Origin of the sequence: Streptomyces xylophagus (genome assembly GCF_000716435.1) — a bacterium.
GTDB lineage: Bacteria > Actinomycetota > Actinomycetes > Streptomycetales > Streptomycetaceae > Streptomyces > Streptomyces xylophagus.
In genome coordinates, this window is sequence record NZ_JNWO01000006.1 from 1 (window position 1) to 19,614 (window position 19,614).

General features: G+C 64.9%; 15 protein-coding genes. 6 read left to right on the forward strand and 9 right to left on the reverse strand.

Going from position 1 to position 19,614, the window contains the following annotated elements:
- From OO70_RS13515 to OO70_RS13525, 3 genes are all read left to right on the forward strand, one after another.
- A partial coding sequence (locus tag OO70_RS13515) for an amidohydrolase family protein (protein ID WP_199827303.1) occupies positions 1-726 on the forward strand: 726 nt, incomplete at its 5' end.
- Positions 727-938: 212 nt separating this feature from the next.
- A complete protein-coding gene (locus OO70_RS13520; protein ID WP_043669156.1) occupies positions 939-1,808 on the forward strand; it encodes a hypothetical protein in 870 nt (289 codons plus the stop codon).
- 49 nt (positions 1,809-1,857) lie between these two features.
- Complete coding sequence (locus OO70_RS13525) at positions 1,858-2,088, forward strand: hypothetical protein (RefSeq protein WP_043669159.1); 231 nt, start codon at positions 1,858-1,860, stop codon at positions 2,086-2,088.
- A 742-nt stretch (positions 2,089-2,830) separates the two neighbouring features.
- On the opposite strand, the gene OO70_RS13535 is transcribed toward OO70_RS13525, so the two are convergent.
- Positions 2,831-3,940 (reverse strand): DUF2235 domain-containing protein, encoded by a 1,110-nt coding sequence (locus tag OO70_RS13535; RefSeq protein WP_063749711.1) that lies wholly within the window; start codon positions 3,938-3,940, stop codon positions 2,831-2,833.
- A gap of 848 nt (positions 3,941-4,788) precedes the next feature.
- Here OO70_RS13535 and OO70_RS13540 point away from each other — a divergent pair.
- From OO70_RS13540 to OO70_RS13550, 3 genes are all read left to right on the forward strand, one after another.
- The gene (locus tag OO70_RS13540) at positions 4,789-9,165 is read left to right on the forward strand and encodes a hypothetical protein (RefSeq protein WP_158711462.1); all 4,377 of its coding nucleotides are present in this window, start codon (positions 4,789-4,791) and stop codon (positions 9,163-9,165) included.
- A gap of 13 nt (positions 9,166-9,178) precedes the next feature.
- The gene (locus OO70_RS13545) at positions 9,179-12,799 is read left to right on the forward strand and encodes a hypothetical protein (RefSeq protein WP_043669168.1); all 3,621 of its coding nucleotides are present in this window, start codon (positions 9,179-9,181) and stop codon (positions 12,797-12,799) included.
- A gap of 368 nt (positions 12,800-13,167) precedes the next feature.
- On the forward strand, positions 13,168-13,428 hold the full coding sequence (locus OO70_RS13550; RefSeq protein WP_158711463.1) for a hypothetical protein: 261 nt from the start codon (positions 13,168-13,170) through the stop codon (positions 13,426-13,428).
- 39 nt (positions 13,429-13,467) lie between these two features.
- On the opposite strand, the gene OO70_RS13555 is transcribed toward OO70_RS13550, so the two are convergent.
- The 8 genes from OO70_RS13555 to OO70_RS13570 form a co-directional block, all read right to left on the reverse strand.
- The gene (locus OO70_RS13555) at positions 13,468-13,797 is read right to left on the reverse strand and encodes a histone-like nucleoid-structuring protein Lsr2 (RefSeq protein WP_043669174.1); all 330 of its coding nucleotides are present in this window, start codon (positions 13,795-13,797) and stop codon (positions 13,468-13,470) included.
- Between the two features lie 104 nt (positions 13,798-13,901).
- The gene (locus OO70_RS54545; protein WP_158711464.1) at positions 13,902-14,456 is read right to left on the reverse strand and encodes a hypothetical protein; all 555 of its coding nucleotides are present in this window, start codon (positions 14,454-14,456) and stop codon (positions 13,902-13,904) included.
- A 23-nt stretch (positions 14,457-14,479) separates the two neighbouring features.
- Positions 14,480-14,872: a restriction endonuclease gene (locus tag OO70_RS57030; RefSeq protein WP_106971674.1), complete on the reverse strand. Its 393-nt coding sequence runs from the start codon at positions 14,870-14,872 to the stop codon at positions 14,480-14,482.
- A gap of 130 nt (positions 14,873-15,002) precedes the next feature.
- Positions 15,003-16,184, reverse strand: coding sequence for a helix-turn-helix domain-containing protein (locus OO70_RS52350; protein ID WP_078651415.1), 1,182 nt, complete (start codon positions 16,182-16,184; stop codon positions 15,003-15,005).
- A gap of 18 nt (positions 16,185-16,202) precedes the next feature.
- Positions 16,203-17,009, reverse strand: coding sequence for a hypothetical protein (locus OO70_RS52355; protein WP_078651388.1), 807 nt, complete (start codon positions 17,007-17,009; stop codon positions 16,203-16,205).
- 339 nt (positions 17,010-17,348) lie between these two features.
- Positions 17,349-18,218: a GNAT family N-acetyltransferase gene (locus OO70_RS13565; protein WP_043669180.1), complete on the reverse strand. Its 870-nt coding sequence runs from the start codon at positions 18,216-18,218 to the stop codon at positions 17,349-17,351.
- An 88-nt stretch (positions 18,219-18,306) separates the two neighbouring features.
- Positions 18,307-18,474 carry a hypothetical protein gene (locus OO70_RS55325; protein ID WP_199827304.1) on the reverse strand — a complete coding sequence of 56 codons (168 nt, stop codon included), beginning with the start codon at positions 18,472-18,474 and terminating at the stop codon, positions 18,307-18,309.
- Positions 18,471-19,598 carry a radical SAM protein gene (locus OO70_RS13570; protein WP_043669183.1) on the reverse strand — a complete coding sequence of 376 codons (1,128 nt, stop codon included), beginning with the start codon at positions 19,596-19,598 and terminating at the stop codon, positions 18,471-18,473. The genes OO70_RS55325 and OO70_RS13570 overlap by 4 nt, the downstream gene beginning before the upstream one ends.
- Positions 19,599-19,614: the final 16 nt, after the last annotated feature.

Below are 19,614 nucleotides of genomic sequence, written 5' to 3' on the forward strand. Positions count from 1 at the left end.
CCGCACCGACTGCTGCTCCACCTGGCCGAGGGCACAGACCAGGCGGCTCGGGACCACTTCCTGGCCCTGAAACTCAAGGACGACCAGTGGGCGATCAACCAGAACCTGGTCGGCATCCACTGCACCGGCCTGAAGGCCGAAGACTTCAAGGTCCTGGCCGGCCACGGCGGCTCGATGGTGTGGTCGCCGCTGTCGAACCTGCTGCTGTACGGGCAGACCGCCGACATCGCCGCCGCCCGCGAAGCCGGCGTGCTCATCGGCCTGGGCTCGGACTGGTCGGTCTCCGGCAGCAAGGGAATGCTGGGCGAGCTCAAAGCCGCCCGCCTGGCCGCCAAGGTCGGCGAAGTGGAGCTCAGCGACCGGGACTTGGTGGCCATGGCCACCCGGGACGCGGCCCGGATCCTGCGCTGGGAGGACGCCCTGGGCTCGCTGCAACCCGGGATGCGCGCCGACCTGCTCGTCACCGCCGGCATCACGGGGGACCCGTACACGGCGCTGATCAAGGCTACGGACACCGACATCCGGCTGGTCGTCATCGACGGCACAGCCCGCTACGGCACCCGTGACCTGGTCGGGGCGATCCACCCGCACGCAGCCGTAGAAGACGTGCCGTCGGCAGGGGCGGTTGAGCCCTCGACGAGCTCGCCCCCACCGGAGCAGAACTGCGCCCGCGCCTGCCCCTGCTCACCGCTGCCGGAGACACAGGACCGACTGGACCGGAGGTAGGTCTCGCTGCGGCTGCGGCACCTGTGACCCCCGTCGCCTTGGACGGCCTGACTGCTAGCGCCGATGCCACTTTCCTTTCCGTCCTGGTCGGAGAGGACAACCTGCCCGCCGACTACGGCAAGCACCTGTCGCAACTACTGACCTGACGCTTCCTCCCTTCCACGCCCAGTGCGACGGCGCCGGGTGCCGATTCGACAGAACAGGAGCCCAGCATGCTCGTCATCAACCTCGCCCTGGTGTCCCAGACCAGGCAGATCACCGCCTCCCAGCTCACCCGGGTGGCCGCAGCCTTGCAGAAACAAGCGATGCGGGACTTCGCTCCGATCTGGAACGTCCATGCCACCGTCGACGCGTTCGACTCCCTCCACGACGTGCCACCCGGTTACTGGCCCATGATTGTCAAGGACGACATCCACCAGGCCGGGGCGGGCGGCATCCACCTCGACCACAACGGGCAGCCCTTCGCTCTGATTGAGTACAGCGACAGCTGGTCGCTGACCGCCAGCCACGAAATGCTCGAAACGCTCGGCGACCCCGGCGGCAACCGGCTCGTCGCCGGCCAGTCCCCCAAGCCTGGTCAAGGAGTGGTGGAGTTCCTCGTCGAGGTCGCCGACCCGTCTGAGGCTCCGGAGAACGGCTACACCATCAACGGCCTGCTGGTGTCAGATTTCTTCACTCCGCGTTTCTATGACCCGGTGGCCGCTCCGGGAGTGCGCTACAGCTTCACCGGTGCCGTTGATGCACCCCGCAAGATCCTTCCCGGTGGCTACATCAGCTGGCACGACCCGGTCGGCGACCACTGGTGGCAGCAGGTCTGGTTCGACACGCAAGAGCCCGTGTTCCACGACCTGGGCCGCCTGACCGCCCGCGCCGGCAGTCTGCGCTCCGCCATCGACTCGCGCACCGAGACCATCTCGCGCATCGCCAACAGCGGCCCGCAGTCGGCGCTCTTCGCCACCGCTCGCACCCGGACTGCCGCGGTGAAGGAAGCCACCGCCGCGCGGGCCGACCGGTGGAGCGCCCGTATCGAGGAGTTGCAGTCCCAGCCCGTCGTCGAGGGCACCTGGGAAGGCGGCGAGTAGAACAATGACCGCGCGGCAGAGCCAGCTCACCCGAGACGGAGGGCGTGCCGTGGCAGGCGATGAGAAACACGGCCAGGACCGCGCAGATGAGCTGCAACAAGTAATCGACCAGCTCACCTCGGGTGCTGCACCCGGCGCTCCGGCGCCGACCGGGCCGCACGGTGAGAGCCTGCGCGAGGCTGTTCACCGTCGGATGCACGAAATGGATGCTGAGGCCAAGGCCGATCAGGAGTGCACCGAGACCGCGACCGCATCTGCATCGGACGACGACTCCTCGTGAGTTCTTCGATCACGGTGGTACGCAGGAAATCCTGAGACGACAGAAGGCGTCCCCTGGAGACCCACCAGGGGGCGTAACTGAGGTGCAGTCACTTCCGTCTACCGAACGGACCACGCTTCGAAGGTGCTCTGCTGGGGGATGCGGGTGCTCCCACAATGGGCGCTGCCAGCTCCTGGGGTGTCACAGCCGCAAGCTGAAGGGCTGTTGCCACGGCCTCGTCACGCCTAGTTTCTGCGTGCTGAGTTGCTTGCTGACCACTCTGAGAACCGAAGTAGGCACCGACTAGAGTCCCCACCACTCCCGTTACACCAGAGAACATTCCGGGAATAGCTCCCTTCTGATGGACAACGATCGCTGCGATGCCAAATGCTGTGGCTACAACGACGAATCCCCCTATGCACACCCATAGGCCGTATGTCCAACGCCATGGGCTTTCCTGGTCAGGGTTTGACCCCGGATTGCTCTCACTCATTGCCTGCCTCCTTTGAATGAAGGATGGCCTTTATTTGTAATCTCTTCTGTTGCGGGGTTCGCAAATTGAAGATATAGGCCAGGAAATTCCAGCGGCTGGCAACCCCTAATGTAATATGGAGAGTTGCCGGTGAGCGATGAGGCAGCAGGGGGATCGGACTGCGAGCCGGCCGTCATTCAGCGCCGCCTGGGTCCTTGGTAGTCCGTTTCCGCTCAGCAGTTGATGTCAGCCAAGGTGAGTGATGGCCGACCTCGGATTCCTGTTGAGGGCTCAGGCCGATGCTCGGGTCGCCTCATTCAGGCTCCCGTAACAGGCTTCGAGGACCACGGCGCCTGTCTTGAGATACTTCCGGAGCTTGGGCGGTCGGTAGGACGCATCGTTCGCGTAACGGTCTTTGGCAGTTTGAGAAAGGTATTCTCGCCCGTCCAGAATTCCCTTCTCGTTTGCGGACGTTCCGATGGGCCGGTGCAATCGCGGCTGCAGCCGGTAGAACCACGTGCGCGATTTGTGCCTCCTTCCCATGCTATCCGGTTTCACCTGGAAGTCGATGATGCTTTTCGGCGTCATCTTGCCCGGCTCGGTCCCACTGAGGAACTCCGGGTTGAACTCCAGCCCGTATCTGCGAGCCTGGTCGACCATCCACAGCAGGCTGATGTCGGACAGCCCTGTCTCCGGATAGCCGCCACCGATGTCTTTGTGCACACCGGCGAACCACACCTGTTTGAGTTCCTGGCCGTTCTCGGCACCGGATTGTTGATGCCACAGCGCAGGGCGGAAGGGTCTCCGCTGCTCATCGATGGCCAGCGCCTGAAAAGCCCCCTGCACCCAGCTGCTCAGTTCGGTGTCATGAAATGCCCACCGTCGCGTCAGCCACCGGGGGCCCGGAATCCCGTACGCGCCGACCGTGTCCCACACTCCCACGAAGTGGATCTTCGTCTCGCGTGCATATGTCCGGCGAAACAGGGCGGAGGCTGTACTGGTCGGTCTCTCGCTCCGGTCGCGGTACAGAGCCCATGCATTCTCGATCATGTCAGCGTTTTCCGGGCGCAGAATACCGCAGTTGCGCACCAGGCCGGCCAGGCTGCGAGCAGTGAATGCTCCCCGGCTGAAGCCGAACAGGTAGAGCGTGTCATTAGGCTCGTAGTTTTTGACGAGGAAGCGGTAGGCGTCCACCACATTGTCGGACAGTCCCTTGCCGAACGCACCGCCGCGCAGCCGCGTCCGTCGAAGTGCGCCGACACCCGAGTGGTAGTACACGAGCTGCTCCATGTCGGCCGCTTGAGGGAGGACGGACAAGGCGAGCTTGGTGACGTTCGTCTTGCAGGGTTGGTCGGCGTCGTTCCATGTACCGTCACAGCAGACAATCAGACGTTTGTTCATGGCATTCCTTCCGGAGAAGGTGTTCATGATCGACCGGGCGAAATTGCGCTCGGCGCTGGATATTTCGGATCCCGGATTGATGGGGCTGACACGGTTGTGGTGGTACCCGTACTGACCCGTAAGAGCTATGTAACCCAGGAGACCAGAGGGCAAGCCCGCGCGCATCCGCAGTCGTCGCTTTGAACAGGACTCCCGCCCCGCGAGTCAGCAGCCGTGGGGGCGCTGGGTGGCACGGTCGAAGTCGGCATGCAGGAGCTCTCCTTGGGGACAGGACCAAAGCCCTGCGCACAGTCGGCCCCGTGCTAGGACGCACCGATGACAGCCGAGCCGTCGGGAGTTTTCGACTCCGCGGCGTGCGATGCGCCGTGCCCGGAATTGCTCCCGCCGGAACGAACGGTTCGGTAGCGCCACCGCTGGTGTCCGTGAGGCGCGTTGGACAACCTCTGTAACCCGTCGCACCATGGAAAAAGAGTGCTGGGACCGTCGTCCGGGAGGTTGCCCGACCGGTACGGCGGGTTCTCGACAACGCCTCACCCCCCTCTGCGGGAGCTCCGATGCGACGCTCCGAACTACTGGGACTGCTCATCGCCCGGACTGGTGATCTACGGCCTGGCGATAGAAGCACCAACGCCGAACTGACGGACCTCCGGCGAGCCGTCCTCGCCGCAGGCCCAGGCGCCAAAGAGGACGGGCACCACTTCGCGGGCGCCCCGCTGGACGGGGCACTTCGCCAGGAGCTGGAGTACCTGGTCGAGTCCCACACCCCTCGGAATACGGATACCGAGCCCGCCCTTCGCCTGTGGCGGCGCGAGTCGCCCGGCGACGGGGGAGTTCCGCCGGACTGGGCCGTGGCCATGTGCTCGGAGCGGACCTTCGGCCCATTCCTGGACTCCGAAGGCCGACGGGTCTGGTACGACATGTTCCATGCTGCCGACCGCTGGTTCACCGTCCGGTACGGGGCCGGCGGACCTGTGCTGCTCGCGTTGCCCTGGGCGCTGCAACCGAGCGAAGGAGACCCGGATACGGCGGACATCCCGGCCGGCACGGTGTGGATCGCGGCCCGTCTCTTGGACCCGGCAGCGCCTGTCGACGCCTGGGCCGGGCTGCGGGTCACGGCCGGGACCCTGAGCGTCCGCGGCGGCACGACACACTTCGGGACGGGAGAGCTGGTCATCGACCACGGATCCCAGATCGCGCTTGGTCTGAAGCCCGACCCCGCCGCCGTACCGGGACCTGCGACCGGACCGGGGGCCGAAGCCGCGCGGTGCGTCTTCGAACCGCCGGCCTCCGCAGACTTCGTCCTCGACCCGGAAGGCCTCCCGACCATCGGCGAGTTGACCGCCTCGCTCAGCGCGTACGGCACACACGTGGCCCTTCGACGTCTCCGGATCGCCCTCGCCCCGCCGACATACAGCACAGAGGGACGATGCGTCCGCATCCCGATGCTGGCGACAGGACTATTCCCGATCACGGACACCCGCGCCGAACTGTTCACCCCCTCCGGTACGGCAGATATCCAACGGGCCGACTGGAGCCTGCCCGTGACCACGGTGCCCGAGCCGGAACTTGGAGAGGCGGCGGGGGCAGGCGCTCTCCAACTCGGCCTGGGCAAAGGACTGTCTGCCGTCTGGCAAGGGCTGGACGGCGGCCCGGCCCGGCTCGGCGCTGCGGACCTCGTCCTGGACGGCAGATCCCTCCGCCTCACGGCTGCCGACGTCAACGCCCGCAGGTGTCGTCAGACCTGTCGTCTCTGGCAGGACAGCGAGGGCAGAGATTCGGCCATGGACATCTCCTTCGCGGAGACGGCCGAGCTGTCCTACGGCAGTTACTGCTCGGGAGCGGACACGTTCCACACGGACGTCACCGCCCATACACACCTGGACCGGCCCCAGACGGCTGCGGGCAAGCCCCTCGACAGCGCATGGAAAGGGGCGTACGGACTGCTCCACGACGGTGACGGCGTCGCACTCACCCTCCTGGCCGGTGCACCGGGCGAGCACCCGGACGCCGGGTCCCGACCCATGGCTCTCGCCCTGAGCAACGCACTGCTGACCGTGCGGCCACCAGAGCAGCTGCTGCTCGCCGGCCGTTTCACCGCTCCGGGCTGCCTGAGCACGGGCGGCCTGCAACTCCGCTTCGGGCTACTGCAGTTGCTGCCGACGCTCCCCGACCCTTATGCGGCGAACTTCACCCCGCGTACTGGACGCCGCGACCATTCCGACACCTGGGTGTCGACGCGCGTCGCATGGTCCACTCCCGCCGACGCCGCGCTGACGATGAGCTTGCTCCCGGGCGCTGAGGATGCGTCCGCGTTGCCTTTCCCGACGCCGGAAAATCTGCCGATCGAGTCGCCGCAGGGCGAAGGCCGGGATGACTTCGAGGAATGGGTCCGCAAACACGGCTCAGGCCTCACCCTCCTCGACGTGTCCTCGGCCGCGGACCAGCTGGGCGTCGGGCTGGCACTGGAGGGTGACGAACCCGCCTCGATCAACCTGGACACACTCGCCCTGCGCACGAAAGCGGCGAACACATGCGTCCTGCTGCTGCCGCAGTTCCAGTGGGAGCCGGTGCACAACCTACCCAACCCCCTGACTGGTGACATCGACAGGATGCTCACCTGTGACACTGACGGCGGACCGACGCTGATCGCCTCGAACTCGGTGACGTTGGTGCCCGTGGCACCGGTGGACGTGGCCTCCGAGGTCGTACGGGCGTACGCACATGGGGAAGCCGACGGCAGCGACGGCAACGCCGGTGTCCTGTTCACGCTGCCGTTCGGCCTGAAGGCTGTCGCGGAACTCAACCCCTACGACCGCAAGTACGAGACCAAGCCCAGCCTGCTTCTGCTCCAGGCCCAGTTCGACGGACTCAGCGGTGAGCGTCAACTCAGCATGCGGGCAGGTACCTTGCCGGCGTCCCCGGAACAAGGAGACTCGCCGGCGCCGCCGCAACTGGACGGCCGCACGGTACAGACGAACACCTACCCGTTGCCCCTCACCTCCGTCCTGGGTCCGATCCGGGGTACCTTCAACGACTTCTTCCAACAGCGAGTACCCCTGTCACGCATCGATTTCGGCGGGTACGGCGCCACCCTCTTCAGCCGCTGGGTGAACGAGGGCACCGGCGCCGTATACGTCAGCCAGGTGGCGTTCGACGCCTTCCACGGGCGCACGGCCTACGAGCGGATCCAACTGACCAGCATCCTCGAACCCTGCGACGCCGTCGTCGTACGGACTATCACGCTCGAACGCCACGGCTCCGGAACAGTCGTCCGCTGGGACAGCGGCTGGCTCGCCACCACACCCGGCCTCTTCCACAATCCGCACGTCGACCACGTCGTCCACCCGGGCGCGGTGTGCGGCATGTTCGACATCCGGGAGATTCGCGACACGGACTATCACGTGACTCTTTCCCCCGACGGGAGCGGGGCCGTCCCCGACATGCAGGCGGTCTACTACGACGCCGACATCGATATCGACGGCGTCCAACAAGGGCAGGGCGCCGACGGCCGCGTGCCCGCCCGCCGTCAGCTGGGCTTCGTCCAGTGCATCAAGTTCGACGTCGACAAGCCCGTCGAAGACCTCGGTGTCGGTGCTCTGACCCCGGAGCAGTTCAAGCAGCTCTTCGACATCGCCGGCCCGATCGGCGGCCCCGTCGACTGCACTGTCTGCGTCGGCGACTCGCCCCACACCATGCGTGTCACCGGTGTCTACGCGCACAATGCGGGCGTCAGTCCCGAATCCAGCAGGCCCGAGTTCGCCGTGGCCCTCCACGGCAGCCCGAACCTGCCCGGGGCCGGCCAGTGGAGCGTCGCTCGGATCGACATCAACGCCAAGACGGTTGGGCTGGTGGATGCGAGCCTCGGCGTGCCACTCATCCGCAGGAACACAGGGGCGGCACCCGAGCCCTACCCCCTCCGCTGGGCGGACGCCGCGGACCTGTTCGACTCCGGTTCTCGCTATGCGTTGCTGTCCGCGGGGGAGACCGGTCGGATCCTGTACCCGTGGCCCCAGGTTGAACACGGGAAGACCGAGATCACGAGTACCCAGGCACCGTTGCTCGCGGACGCGTACTCCATGTTGCGCACCGACGGCCTCTTCCCTTCGCTCGACGAGAGCATCCCGTTCGATGGGGCGTATCCGCTGTCCGTCGCTTCGGGGCAGCTCCGGTTCGTCCCCGACACGGTCGTCTTCAACCTGCCAGGCGGCGGCACACGACGGCTCGTGAACGGGGGCGGATGGCACGCGGACGCCATTTATGACAACACCAAGCCGGTCATCGTCGCCACGGCGAGCAACTGGACGGTGGATGTTCCCCGCATCACGCAGAAGTTCACCGTCGACCCGTTCCGTGAGGTCCTGTCAGTCGTGCACGATCTCCACGCCCCCGCCGTCGGCGCCACCGGCTTCCTGGCTCCCGAGGTCCATCCGGGCGGGGCGCTCAAGGAGGTCGCCGACGTGCTTGACCTGCTCAACAATCTGGTGCCCAGTACCGGCCCCGGGGCGCAGGAGAAGCCCGCGCTCCCGGGCCCGCTGCACGTCACGGCGTCGCTCAGCGGCACTTCCTTCCGGCTTAACGCCGGCGCCGACTTCAGGCTCGAAGGCACTAACGGGCAGGGTGTGGAGTGCGGAGTCGGCAAGGTCCGCGGCGCACTCAGCCTCGGCGCCGACCTCACCGCGGACCTCCTCGCCGCGAAGACCGGCGGCTCCGTCTTCTTCGAAGTCACCGGCAGCTACCAGCAGTTGGTGTTCCCGGCCATCTACGCCGGGGGACAGCTACGGTTCCGCATCCAGGGCGACGCGTCCGGCAAGGCGTCCGTGGAGATGGACGCCTGCGCGGCCGGTTCGGTGGGTGGAACGCTCATCCCCGGCCTGATCGACCTCGAAGCGGGCGTCCACTACGGCTACTACATCGGGGTCGCCGAGAACAACACGTACCGGCCCGGGGTCGTGCTCGGCATGTCCGGGCGGGCCATGCTGCTGTCCGGCCTGCTCGGCTTCAGCTTCTCGGCCGAGGGCCGGCTCATCCTCAAGCGGCTCGCTTTCGAATTGGAGCACCCGGAGAACGCAGAGGTGGATCTGCGAGGCGACATCCAAGTGGCCGGCACCGTCACCGTCGCCTGGGCGGTGAAGAAGCGGAAGTCCTTCCGCACGAGCTACCACGTCCCGTTGAACTGGCAGGCCCTCGGGGTGGCCGCCAAGGCCGGCATCCTTCCCGTGCCCTGACCTGGGAGACCCGATGGCCATCACCAGCGCGCCCCTGAATCTCCTGGTCTTCCCGCAGCGTTGGCGACCACAGCTGCCCACGCCGACGCTCGATCTCGCCGTCCTCGTCTTCCCGCAGGGTGACCCGCGGGCGTCCTTCCACGGCACGGAAACCCCCTTCGCCGACGCCGACCTCACCTTTGAAGCTGTACTCGTGCCGTCCCTCGACGTCCTGCCGGCCGTGTCGACGCCGGCGACCCGCTCCCCGCTTAACACCGTCCAACCGCCCCGCCGACGGGCACTGTTCGACGCCCTCGCCGCCAACTTCGAGATCCGGCCCGACACGGTGGAGACGGAGGAGGAGGCTCCCGACCGCATCATGAAGTTCCTGCCCACCAGCTATCGGGACGCGGCGCACCGTACGGACTTCGACAGCGACTGCTTCGTCACCGACCAGTCGTACGAGTGCACCCTCAAGTCTCTCCCGAAGGAGCCGTCGAGCGATCCGCTTGACCACCGCCTCGAATGGGAGGAAATACTGGCGCTGGTATTGCGGCAGCCCCAGCTCGCCCGCGAACTCGGCCTCATCCACTCGGCGACCCTCGCGCTGCCCGCCAACAACCCCTTCACGCAAGGCGGTTACCTCTTCGCAGACCTGGCTGCCACCAGCGCCTACCGTTCGGCGGTGACTGGCGATCCCACGTTGCTGGCCCGCTTCGCCGCCCGAATCCCGCCGCTCACGGACGCGGCCGAGCGCCCCGTCTTCGCCTCCGTACTCTTCCCCGTTGGCGGGAACGGCGACTTCGACGAGGTGTTCGCCGAGGCCGACGCCTACGACGACGGCTTCGCCCGCATGATGCACGGCGCCCAGGCACGCAGCTCCGCCCGGACCGAACCGGGACCCGAGCCACCGCCGACCGCGCTGCCCCCGGTCAAGGACGGGGTGCGGCTCGGCTGGGACGACGAACAGGTGACGGTGTGGCTCAACCGGCAGTTCGGCAAGAACGCCCGCAACCTCGGCGCCGACGCGCCGGGGGCTCCACTCGGTGTCGCCGGCTATCGCGTCGACGTACGCGAGGACGGGCATCCCGAGGCGTCCTGGACCTCGCTCGTGGCCGTCGAGGGCGACCTCGAACTGGACGGCATCGACCTCGGCACGTTCGCCGGCGAACTGGCCGTGGAGACCCTCCCCGTCGGCCAGACCTCGGATACCAAGGGCTACTTCTGGCTGCCCGGCTACTTTGCGGCCTGGACCGGCGGATCCCTCGTCCTCACCGACCCGCGGGCGTTCGCCATCACCGGCGACACCACCGGCCTCGGAACCCACGCCGTCTACCACTCAGTTGGCGCCGACCAGGTGCCGCTGAAATACGGGCACTCCTACCAGTTCCGGGTCCGCCTCATGGACCTCACCGGCGGCGGACCGACCTCCGCCGACGCTCACGACCCGGCTGCGCCGGCGCCCGTCGCGATGGTGCCGTTCCGCCGGTTTGTCCCGCCAGGCCCCGTCCGCGTCGCGACGCAGGGCGGGCCGCCGACCGAGGGCCCTGCGGATACCTGGAAGGTACGCCGCCCCTTCCTGGGCTACCCGGACATCTTGTTCACCGGAGTGCCCGACGCCATGAAGCAGCTTCTGGACGACGCGCCCCACGCCAAAGTGGACCAGCGTGAAGCCGCGCTACCGGACCCGGATGTGACGCACCTTCAGGTAGACGTCCTGGTTCGTACCCTCACCGGCGACCCAGCCGCCGACTCCGACACGGCCCGCCCGTATGTGCCGCTGTACTCCGTGCTGAAGTCGTTCCCGGCGGACGCCTCCCAGCCGCTCACGCTCCGTGCGGTATTCCAGGACACGCACGACGCGGCCGATCTCGCCGCGACCCCGCCCGGCGACCTGGACCCGCTGCCCCTGCCCACGGCCCGGGACGTCCGACTCGTCCTCACCCCGGTCGGCCGCCCGGACCCGGCGCTCGGCTACTGGGGCGCGCAGCGCTCCCGCACCGGCGCCGCACCGGTCGCCCTCGACACGAGAGCACCGTCCCGCGACGAGACGGCGCTGCTGCGCGAACCCGGAGACGGCCGCTCCGTCCGAGCCGTCTTCCTGCAGCCCGATGCGCCGGCCGGCCCCGCTCAGGACGCCCAGCTCGGCACCTCGGGCCTGCGCCATGAGGCACCGACGGACCTCGTGGACCGCTTCGCACACGACCTAGGGCTGGCCCGGTCCGGGCTCACCCTCTCGGCCCTTGACGGCACCCGACTGGTCCTCGGTGCAGCCGAGGGACTGCGGCACACTCTCGGCCCCGACCGCTCCACGATCACCTTCACCACCAAGGATGACCTCACCAGGCACTGGCTAATCTGCGTCTACCAAGTCATCGACCGTGACTGGACCTGGGACGGCCTGGACACCGTCGCCTTCGAGGTCCACCGCGACGGCATTCTCGTAGGAGAGCTGACACTGCCGGACGTCGTGAACAGGGAGGTAACCGCGCACCCGGACCGCGCACGGACCGAACTGCTCTTCATCGACACCTACGATCCCAAACCGGTAGGTACCGCACCGCCCCAGGTGACGCAACTCGCCTATACCCTCACGCCGAAGTTCCGCAGCCCGCCGCCCCAGCAGGGCGACCGCGAACCGACCTGGCGCCTCACTCTGCCGATCACAACACCTCCCACCCAGGTCCCACGTCTGCGGTCCGCGGGCTTCGCCGCCAGCGACTACGTACGCGACACCGATCGGTACACCTCCACCGGTGAGCGGCACCGCATGCTCTACCTCGAACTCGACGGTCCGCCGACCGACCCGCAGGATTGCTACTTCGCGCGCGTTCTCGCCCAGGGCCCCGACCCGATGCTTCTGCACGAGCCAGGCTCCCTGCCCGACCCGGCGGAACCACCACTGGACCTCGGCGAACCCATCCGGGTCGTCACACCGAGCAGCTCCGACGACCGTGCGGGATTCACCCTCATGCAGCCGCTGACTGACTCCGACGACCCGCAGAGCCCGCCGGACGAGGGCCGCCGCTATCTGCTCCCGCTCCCGGAAGGCCTCGACGCGGACGACCCCGCACTGTTCGGCTTCTACGTCTATGAACTACGCGTGGGCCACGACGCGACCCGCTGGAGCACCGCGCACGGCCGCTTCGGCCTACCCCTGCGAGTGGCAGGCGTACAGCACCCGCCACCGCAACTGCGCTGCGCAGTCACGCGCACAGACGTCGACGTCCGAGTCAGCGCACCCCATGCCGTCCCCGTCAACAGTGGCGTCGACATCCGCCCGTTCCCACCCCGGACGCGGATCGGCGCCCTGCTGTACGCCCAGGTACTCCAAGCCGACGGCCAGGACTGGCGCAACATCCTTCTGCAGACGCAGTACGCCTCCGCAGCCGATGACGCCCTCCAAGACGAGGCCGACCGCCACTTCTTCCGGAGCATCGTCGTCTTCACCCATGGCACCATCCGCCAGCGCCTCGCCACCATGGGCCTGCCAGACGACGCCACGCTCAGCGTCCTGGCCGTCGAACTGTTGCCGACGCGACAAGGCGAACCGCTCGGCACCGGCCTAGGCGACACGCGAGTACTGCGAACCTCCCCGCTCACTCCCGTCCCGGAAGTCTGCACACCCGTCAAACGGGGGAACGCGCTTGGGTAGCCGGCTCGTTCCGCTGGGTCGGCCCCGCCGGAACAGTAGGCCGATCGCGTCGCCCGCCAGATAGAAGGGAGTTAGACGCCATGCGAAACCCGATCACTGCGGTGAAGGAAAGCGTTACCACTGTGAGGAAGAGCGTAGGGAACGCTCCTGTCTGGTGGACTACGATTACCTGTGCTGTAGTAGCAGCTCTCGGGCAGGGAGTTCTATGGGCCTCTAGCGCCTACGGCTGGGAGAAGTCAGTACCAACTCTTCAAGTCGTTGGCCTTGTGTTGGCAGTCGTAGCCCTTCTCTCTTATGGAGGATTCTACATCGCCTCACACCGAGCACGGGTCGCCATAGCATCGAGTTTCTTGCTGACATTCCTGGTCATGCTGGCATTCCTGCTCACGGTTCCGGCATTCGATAACGCCAATCAGACGGATGCACAGAAGAACGAGCAGACCTATGCCCATCAGATGATGGGAGACTTCCGTAAGATTGTGATGACCGTCGTCATCTCTTATTTCGGTAGTGAAGCTGCGGTGGGTGCGACCAAGGTATTTGCCTTGCGTAAGGCTACTACTGAGCAGGCCAAGAATATTCAGCGGGCTGACCGCGATCTCGTGCCTCGTTCGGAGAAGAAGTCGTAGTCCAGATGTGAGTCGGCGAACTTCGACCAAGCGTGTAAATCAGTGAGTGGCTTCGTATTTCTCGATCACGTCACGTGGTACTCGGCCGCGGGCATTGACTTCGATTCCCTGGCTCTTGGCCCATTCGCGCACCTTGATGGGGTCCGGGCCATCAACTCGCCTGGTGCTAGCGCGGTGGGGAGAAGCGCTGCCCGACCTGCGGCCGACCTTGAGGAAGGGCCCTAGAGCGTCCAGCAGCAGCTGGTGGCTGTCAGGGTTGAGGTCGATTTCGTAGCTCACGCCATCAAGACTGAAAGTGTGTGTAGCGATGTCCTCACCCTCGATGTCCGTCAGATCGTCGGTGAAGACGGTCACGGTGCGCTGAACCATAGAGATTCTTCTTTCTAGTTGGATCGTAAGGAGTGAAAGAGGTCACACCTGGAGGGTCGGCTTAAGAGCGAATATCGCAGATGTGCTACTCCTGGGCTAGCAACTCATTGTTCGATAGGTGAGGAATCCTGGCTTTCATCGGTCACTTGAAGGAGCAGGTCTGTCTGAAAGTTGAGATTCGTTCCGACGGGTTGCTCGACTATCATGAACATTGATCCGTCGGAAGCCAAGTGAACACCCATCTTAACGGTGGAACCATCCTGGCTGATCTCAACGCTTGTACCTTCGACAAGTGTGCCATTGTCGCCCTGATACGCGAAGCGAGAGATGGGTGCTTTCCGCTCCTCGATGCTGAAGGTGCCCTTAATCGCGATCTCGGCGATTTCCACCGTGCCGCCCTGGACGGGGATGGCATACCAAGCGCTCTGATCCCGGGGAGCCAGATGAACCGTACCCACTTTAGAATCACCAGGGGCTAGCTGGTTGAGAGCGTCCAGTGCGGGCGCCTCACGCCAAACATCCTGGATGGTCGCCAGTGTGCCATCGCTTGTTCTTGCAAGCATTGGCGCATCAATTGCTCCGCGCGACACGATACTCAGTGCCTCCGAACTTAGTTCAGCTGACACAGTATCGGGAATTATGATCTGGACCTTCTCCATATTTAGTTTTCTAACCCTGACAGTTACGAACTCAACGCCAAGCCAGTCCCATACGGCTGCACCATCGATGTTCTCGAACGTCCGCAGCTCGATCCCCTTGGCCCTTGCTCGCGAGCGGTCGAAGTGAACCCACTCTGAGATACGGCAACTGCCTTGTTCGCCCCTACCTCCTCTTGCTTGCCTACAATTTCATCGATCCACTGAACATTCTGTGGTCTACTGCGATCCCGGCATTCGATGATCACAAGAATGGTTGCTGACCCGACGCGTGTCCGCAAGGATACGTCGACTTCTCGCAGAGTCTGGGTTGTCCTCCCTGTTATGTAGTCGGGTGACTTAATCTCAACGGGGCTGTCGGACAGTAGAGTTTCGAGCGTTGCAACAAGCTCCTCAAGCGCTCGCCCGGCATTAGCCATAGAGACTCTTCTCTGAGGTAATTCCAGCACTGTACTCTTTGGCGACGGATGCTGACGTTCTGGCTTCCGCGGTTCTGCGTGCTAATGGCTGCGATGCACGCAGAGAAAGCCGCTTTGCGGGATCCCTAGGTTAGTTCTTCTCTCGGAACAGTGGAATAACACCATCGCCTAGTTGTCCTTGGTTAGCGACCGCTTGATGCTCGGAGAAAATCTCCTCACGTGCTGGGGTCCTTGCTGTGACAGTTCGGAAAAGTCCCGGCGTTACCCTAGCCTCCCTAGCCAGCGAAATTTCGTCCATCCCGACGCTGGACAGAATTTCAACAGCACGCGGGTAGAGGGAGGGCTGTTCCACAGCAGGCATTTCGCCAGGCTCACGCCTCCTCCATCCCTTCGAGGACAAATAGGCGATCGCATTGCGATATGTCACGTCACTCATGGATCCAAGTGATCTGGAGCGGTAAAGCAAGGCCTGAAGGCTAACGCCATAAGTTTCCTTCAGGGCTGCAAGAACCCTCCAATCGGCTTTGCTCGGTAGGGTGTCTCTCAGCTCGTGCTCGGGAAGTAGGAGTTCCGCTGCGAATCGGTGTGCCTGACTTTCCACGATCTTGCTTCCCGGTTCAGCGTCTACATGCATCACCAGGTGCCCGATTTCGTGAGCAACATCAAAGCGCTGGCGATAATAGTCTTCCTTGGCTGGATTTAGCACAATTGTCGGCCTGTATCCGTCATCAAATGAATAGGCGTCAACGGCTGCAGTCTGCGCAGGGCTGAAGACCACTACAATGCCGTTGTTTTCCGCAAGACGGACCAAGTGGCCAACAGGACCTACCTTGACATCCCAGTGCTTGCGGAGCAGTTGGGCTGCCTCTTCAGGCATTGTGCTCGTTTCATCATCGACGTCTACGCTCAACCGTGGGATGTTTGACTCTGGAAACTCAACATGCCGTTCAAGAGCAGCGCCGACATCCCCAGCAATCATCCCGTAGGCAAAAGCCTGATCTCGCGCTAGCTGTGTCGTGGAGCGCAAAGACCGAAAATGCGGAGTCGTGTTATTGACCGCAGGCTGATGGGGCCCAGGCAGGAAGAAGTCCGGGTCCACACCAAGCGTCAGGCACAACTGAGCGACCGTCGCCGGCGCCGGTCGCTTCGCGTTGTTTTCGTAGGCTGCGACAGCGGTTGCACTTTTGTCGATCTTCGCTGCAAGAGCATTCTTCCGAAGACCAACCAACTGTCGCGCCAACGTCAAGCGTCGTCCGTCGAAGAGGCGAGAGGCGTCACCCACCTGCACTTCGGTGCGGCGCGAGGAGTCCATGACCATCCACTCGTTTCATTACTTGTCGTTCCCCTCCCGTGCCTCGCGACGGAGACGAACAGGAGCGTCCTGCACGCCGGACGATCCGGGGCGGGGGCCAGGGGCAGCCGGAATCGGTCGCGTACCGGGAGTTCCGAAGTCGGTAGCAAGTAGATCATGTTTCCAGTACCAAGCTTCCCCTCCTCCGCGATTCAAACGAGAGCGCCCCAGGTAAAGTTCTCGGATACCCAGTTCAAGCGCGACGCTGTGAGCGACAACGAGCGTTGTGACGTGAGAGTCTTCGCTTTCCTCACTCATCGCCTGAACTATGGCGACAAGAGCCGGATCGGGCTCATCGTCCAGCGGAAGCATGCTCTGCCCAAAGGGGCCACCGGGGAAGAACTGAGAAGCGACCTGTCGCTTGGTCGGGCTCTTCTGGGGCCAAGGGATCCGGTTGCTCTCGCCGTAGACAAACGAGGCCAGGAGGAACCGCCACTCTCCGCACCGCCAACCTGGCGAACTGTTGACGTCCGACCATGTGACGACACCCGGAGCGATGATCGGCATCTTCTGGAACTCGCCGGGAGCCAGGCCGGCGGCCACGGTGTCCAAGCCTACGGAAGCGGCCTCGGACGACGCCACCGCGTACTTGCCAGTGGAGAACACCCTGTGCAGGCGATCACAGAGAAGCTTGTGGGCAGTTGATCCAACCCACCCCTGATCGTGACCCGTGTCGGGGTCGTAGTCCTGCATCGTGCGCCGGTAAGCCGACGCGTTGGCCCAGCTAAGGGCGGGGAGCACCCCACGGGACTCAAGGTCCTCAAGCGCATCCTGCTGCTCGCTCATGACACGTGACTATACCCTAATTCAGTAATCGGCGAGTGAAAGTAAACCACTGGGTGACATGGTGGTGCTCCACTGAACCGAACATGTGCTCTATTCATGAAAGGAACCTACCCCTCAGCGCGCTGCGGTGCCAGACGGAGTCACAGTCTGGTAGCTGCCTTCTGGCCTTCGCCTGTCGCGCTGTTGGTCATTGCTCGGCTGGTCACCGGCCGCGATGTCCTCCTGGGCGGTGAGAGGCAGGCATAAGCCGTTGGGTCGAACCCTCGGCCAGACGACAGTGCCCCGGGTGTGATGTCGTCGCCTGAGCCCCGAAGCCTGACCGGTCATAGAAGAGCGAGTTCAAGCGGCTTGCCAGTAGGTGAAGCCCAGCGAAGTCAGTCCTTCGGAACGGCAGAGGCGATCAGACGGACCTCCAACCGCGGTCTGTAGGAGCTGGTACGCAGCGCCGTTGACCTGCCCCCAGCGCATCGCCGCGCGCCACAGCAGCCGTCCCAGGCCCTTGCCGCGGTGCTCCCGGAGAACACCGAAGTACTGCGGCATCAACTGAGGCGTGCCGATCGCGTCGGGACGAATCTCCATGGGCCCGATGGCGCCGGCCACCTTGCCGTTCAGGACAGTGGTGAGAACCGGACCGACGGTCCCAGCCTGCATCTGCTCGTAGAGGAAGGCGAAGCCGTCGGGGGCCATCTGCTCGGCGAAGGTGGCAAAGGTGCCTTGTACCTCCGCCGGCCACTCGTTGAAAGGTCGTACGGGGCCGTCGGGTGCCGGCCGGATGGTCGCCCTAAAGTCCTGGAGTTGGATGCGCGTACCGCGCCCGTCTGGTGCTTCGGGACCGAGGCAACGCACGATCCGTGCCTTGCCTACGCCGTGTTCGGCGGCCAGCTTCTGAGCCAGCTCTGTGGCGGCGAAGGTGCTGTCGGGCTCGATGCCGTAGAGGTGGACCTTGACCGTGCCGGAGCCTCGTCGGGACAGCGTGGGAATCAATGTCTCACCGGGCCGGTGTGCGATGCCCTCGACGAGAACGGTCTCGTCCTTGCTGTCGGACCAGCGGATGTCCTTGTCGTAGCGCAAGAACCAACGGTTGGTGGAGGCCGCGATCAGGGTGTCCGTGAAGAGGTCTTCGGTGAGGACGGACGGGTGTACCGGTCCGATCGTCGGCACGTAGGGTGCCGACACCACTGGACGTAGCCAGTCCCAGCGGAATCGCATGTGCTCAGGGTACTCATCTCGTGGTCGAAGGCTCAGGCCCCGACGTAGATTCGCCAGGGCCTGAGCGCAGATGACCGGACGGGTTCGGTCAGTTCGGGTTGTCGTCGCCGGCCGCGCAGGAGCAGGCGCTGCCTTCCATCAAGGCGTCGGCGTCCGCCTCGATTACGAGTGCCGTGGTGGCGACGAGGGTGGTGGGCAGAGCCGGGCGGATAGCTGGCGGGCGGCTGGTCTGGATCGTGACGGGAACGGGACTCATGAGTGCACCATCTCCTTGGTGTCTCCGTGCTGGCAGTAGGTGTTCAGTGGTGCCTTCGCCTCCTGGTAGACCTTGGCGAGCGGTCGACACACCCGGCATGAGTCGGAGATCGAGCAGTCCGTGCAGCCACCGGTGCGAAGCATGAGCCGATCGGAGATCGCTCCGAGTCGGCCAAGTCCATCAAGGCCCTCGGTCATGAGGTTGATCTGGTCGTCGCGGCCGATCTTGCAGATCGAGACCATGGCGTGAGGGTCGGCGTGGAAGAAGGTCACGCCCGCGTTGCAGCCCTGGAAGACCGGTCGCTTGCGAAGGAATTCCGTCGACTGGACGAGCAGCGGCTCGCCGGTCCCCGAGAAGGTCGGCTGCATGTTGGTGTAGACGTGGTGGTCCAGGCCCCAGCTCTTCACCAGGTCCACCATGGCGTCGACCTCGTGGGCGTTGTCCTCTGTGACCACGACGGACACTCGCAGAGGCAGGCCGGCATTTCGAGCGGCGGCCATGCCTCGCTGGAAGTTCTTCCACGCGCCCTTGCGCTGGGTCAGTTCATCGAAGGACTCCTCCGTGGCGCCGTACATGCTCACGACGACGCGATACGGCGGGCAGTCCCGGAACAGACGCAACAGGTCGGGTTTCCACAGGCGCGAGGCGTTGGTGGAGACCGTGAGCATCATGCCCTGGCGGTAGGCGTACCGGTAGGCACCCTCGAAGTCGGGATCGACCGTTGGCTCGCCGCCCGTGATCTGGAGCCAGAGGACCCCAGAGTCGCGGAAGACGTCGATGAGCTTGACCTTCTCGTCCCAGCTCAGGCCGGCCAGGGGCCGTTCGCCGAGGTAGCAGTGCTTGCAGCCGAAGTTGCAGTAGAGGTTGATCTCCCAACTCGCCCGCGCGAAGCCGAGTTTGGTCGGTTCGCGTATCAGGAGCGTCGAGTCGGCGGGCTTGCCGTCGAGGTCCAAACTCCAGGCCTCAGCTGCGGTCTCCACCAACCAGTCCGGCACGCAGTAGTCGGAACCGATCCGCTGCCGCAATTCCTCGTAGTGATCGGCCGGCAACCGAACACAGGTGGGGCTTCCCGGCCGGACGGCCAGGTGGCCGTCCAGGAACGGGCTGACGATCAGCTGGTGCATCCGATACCTCCTGGGG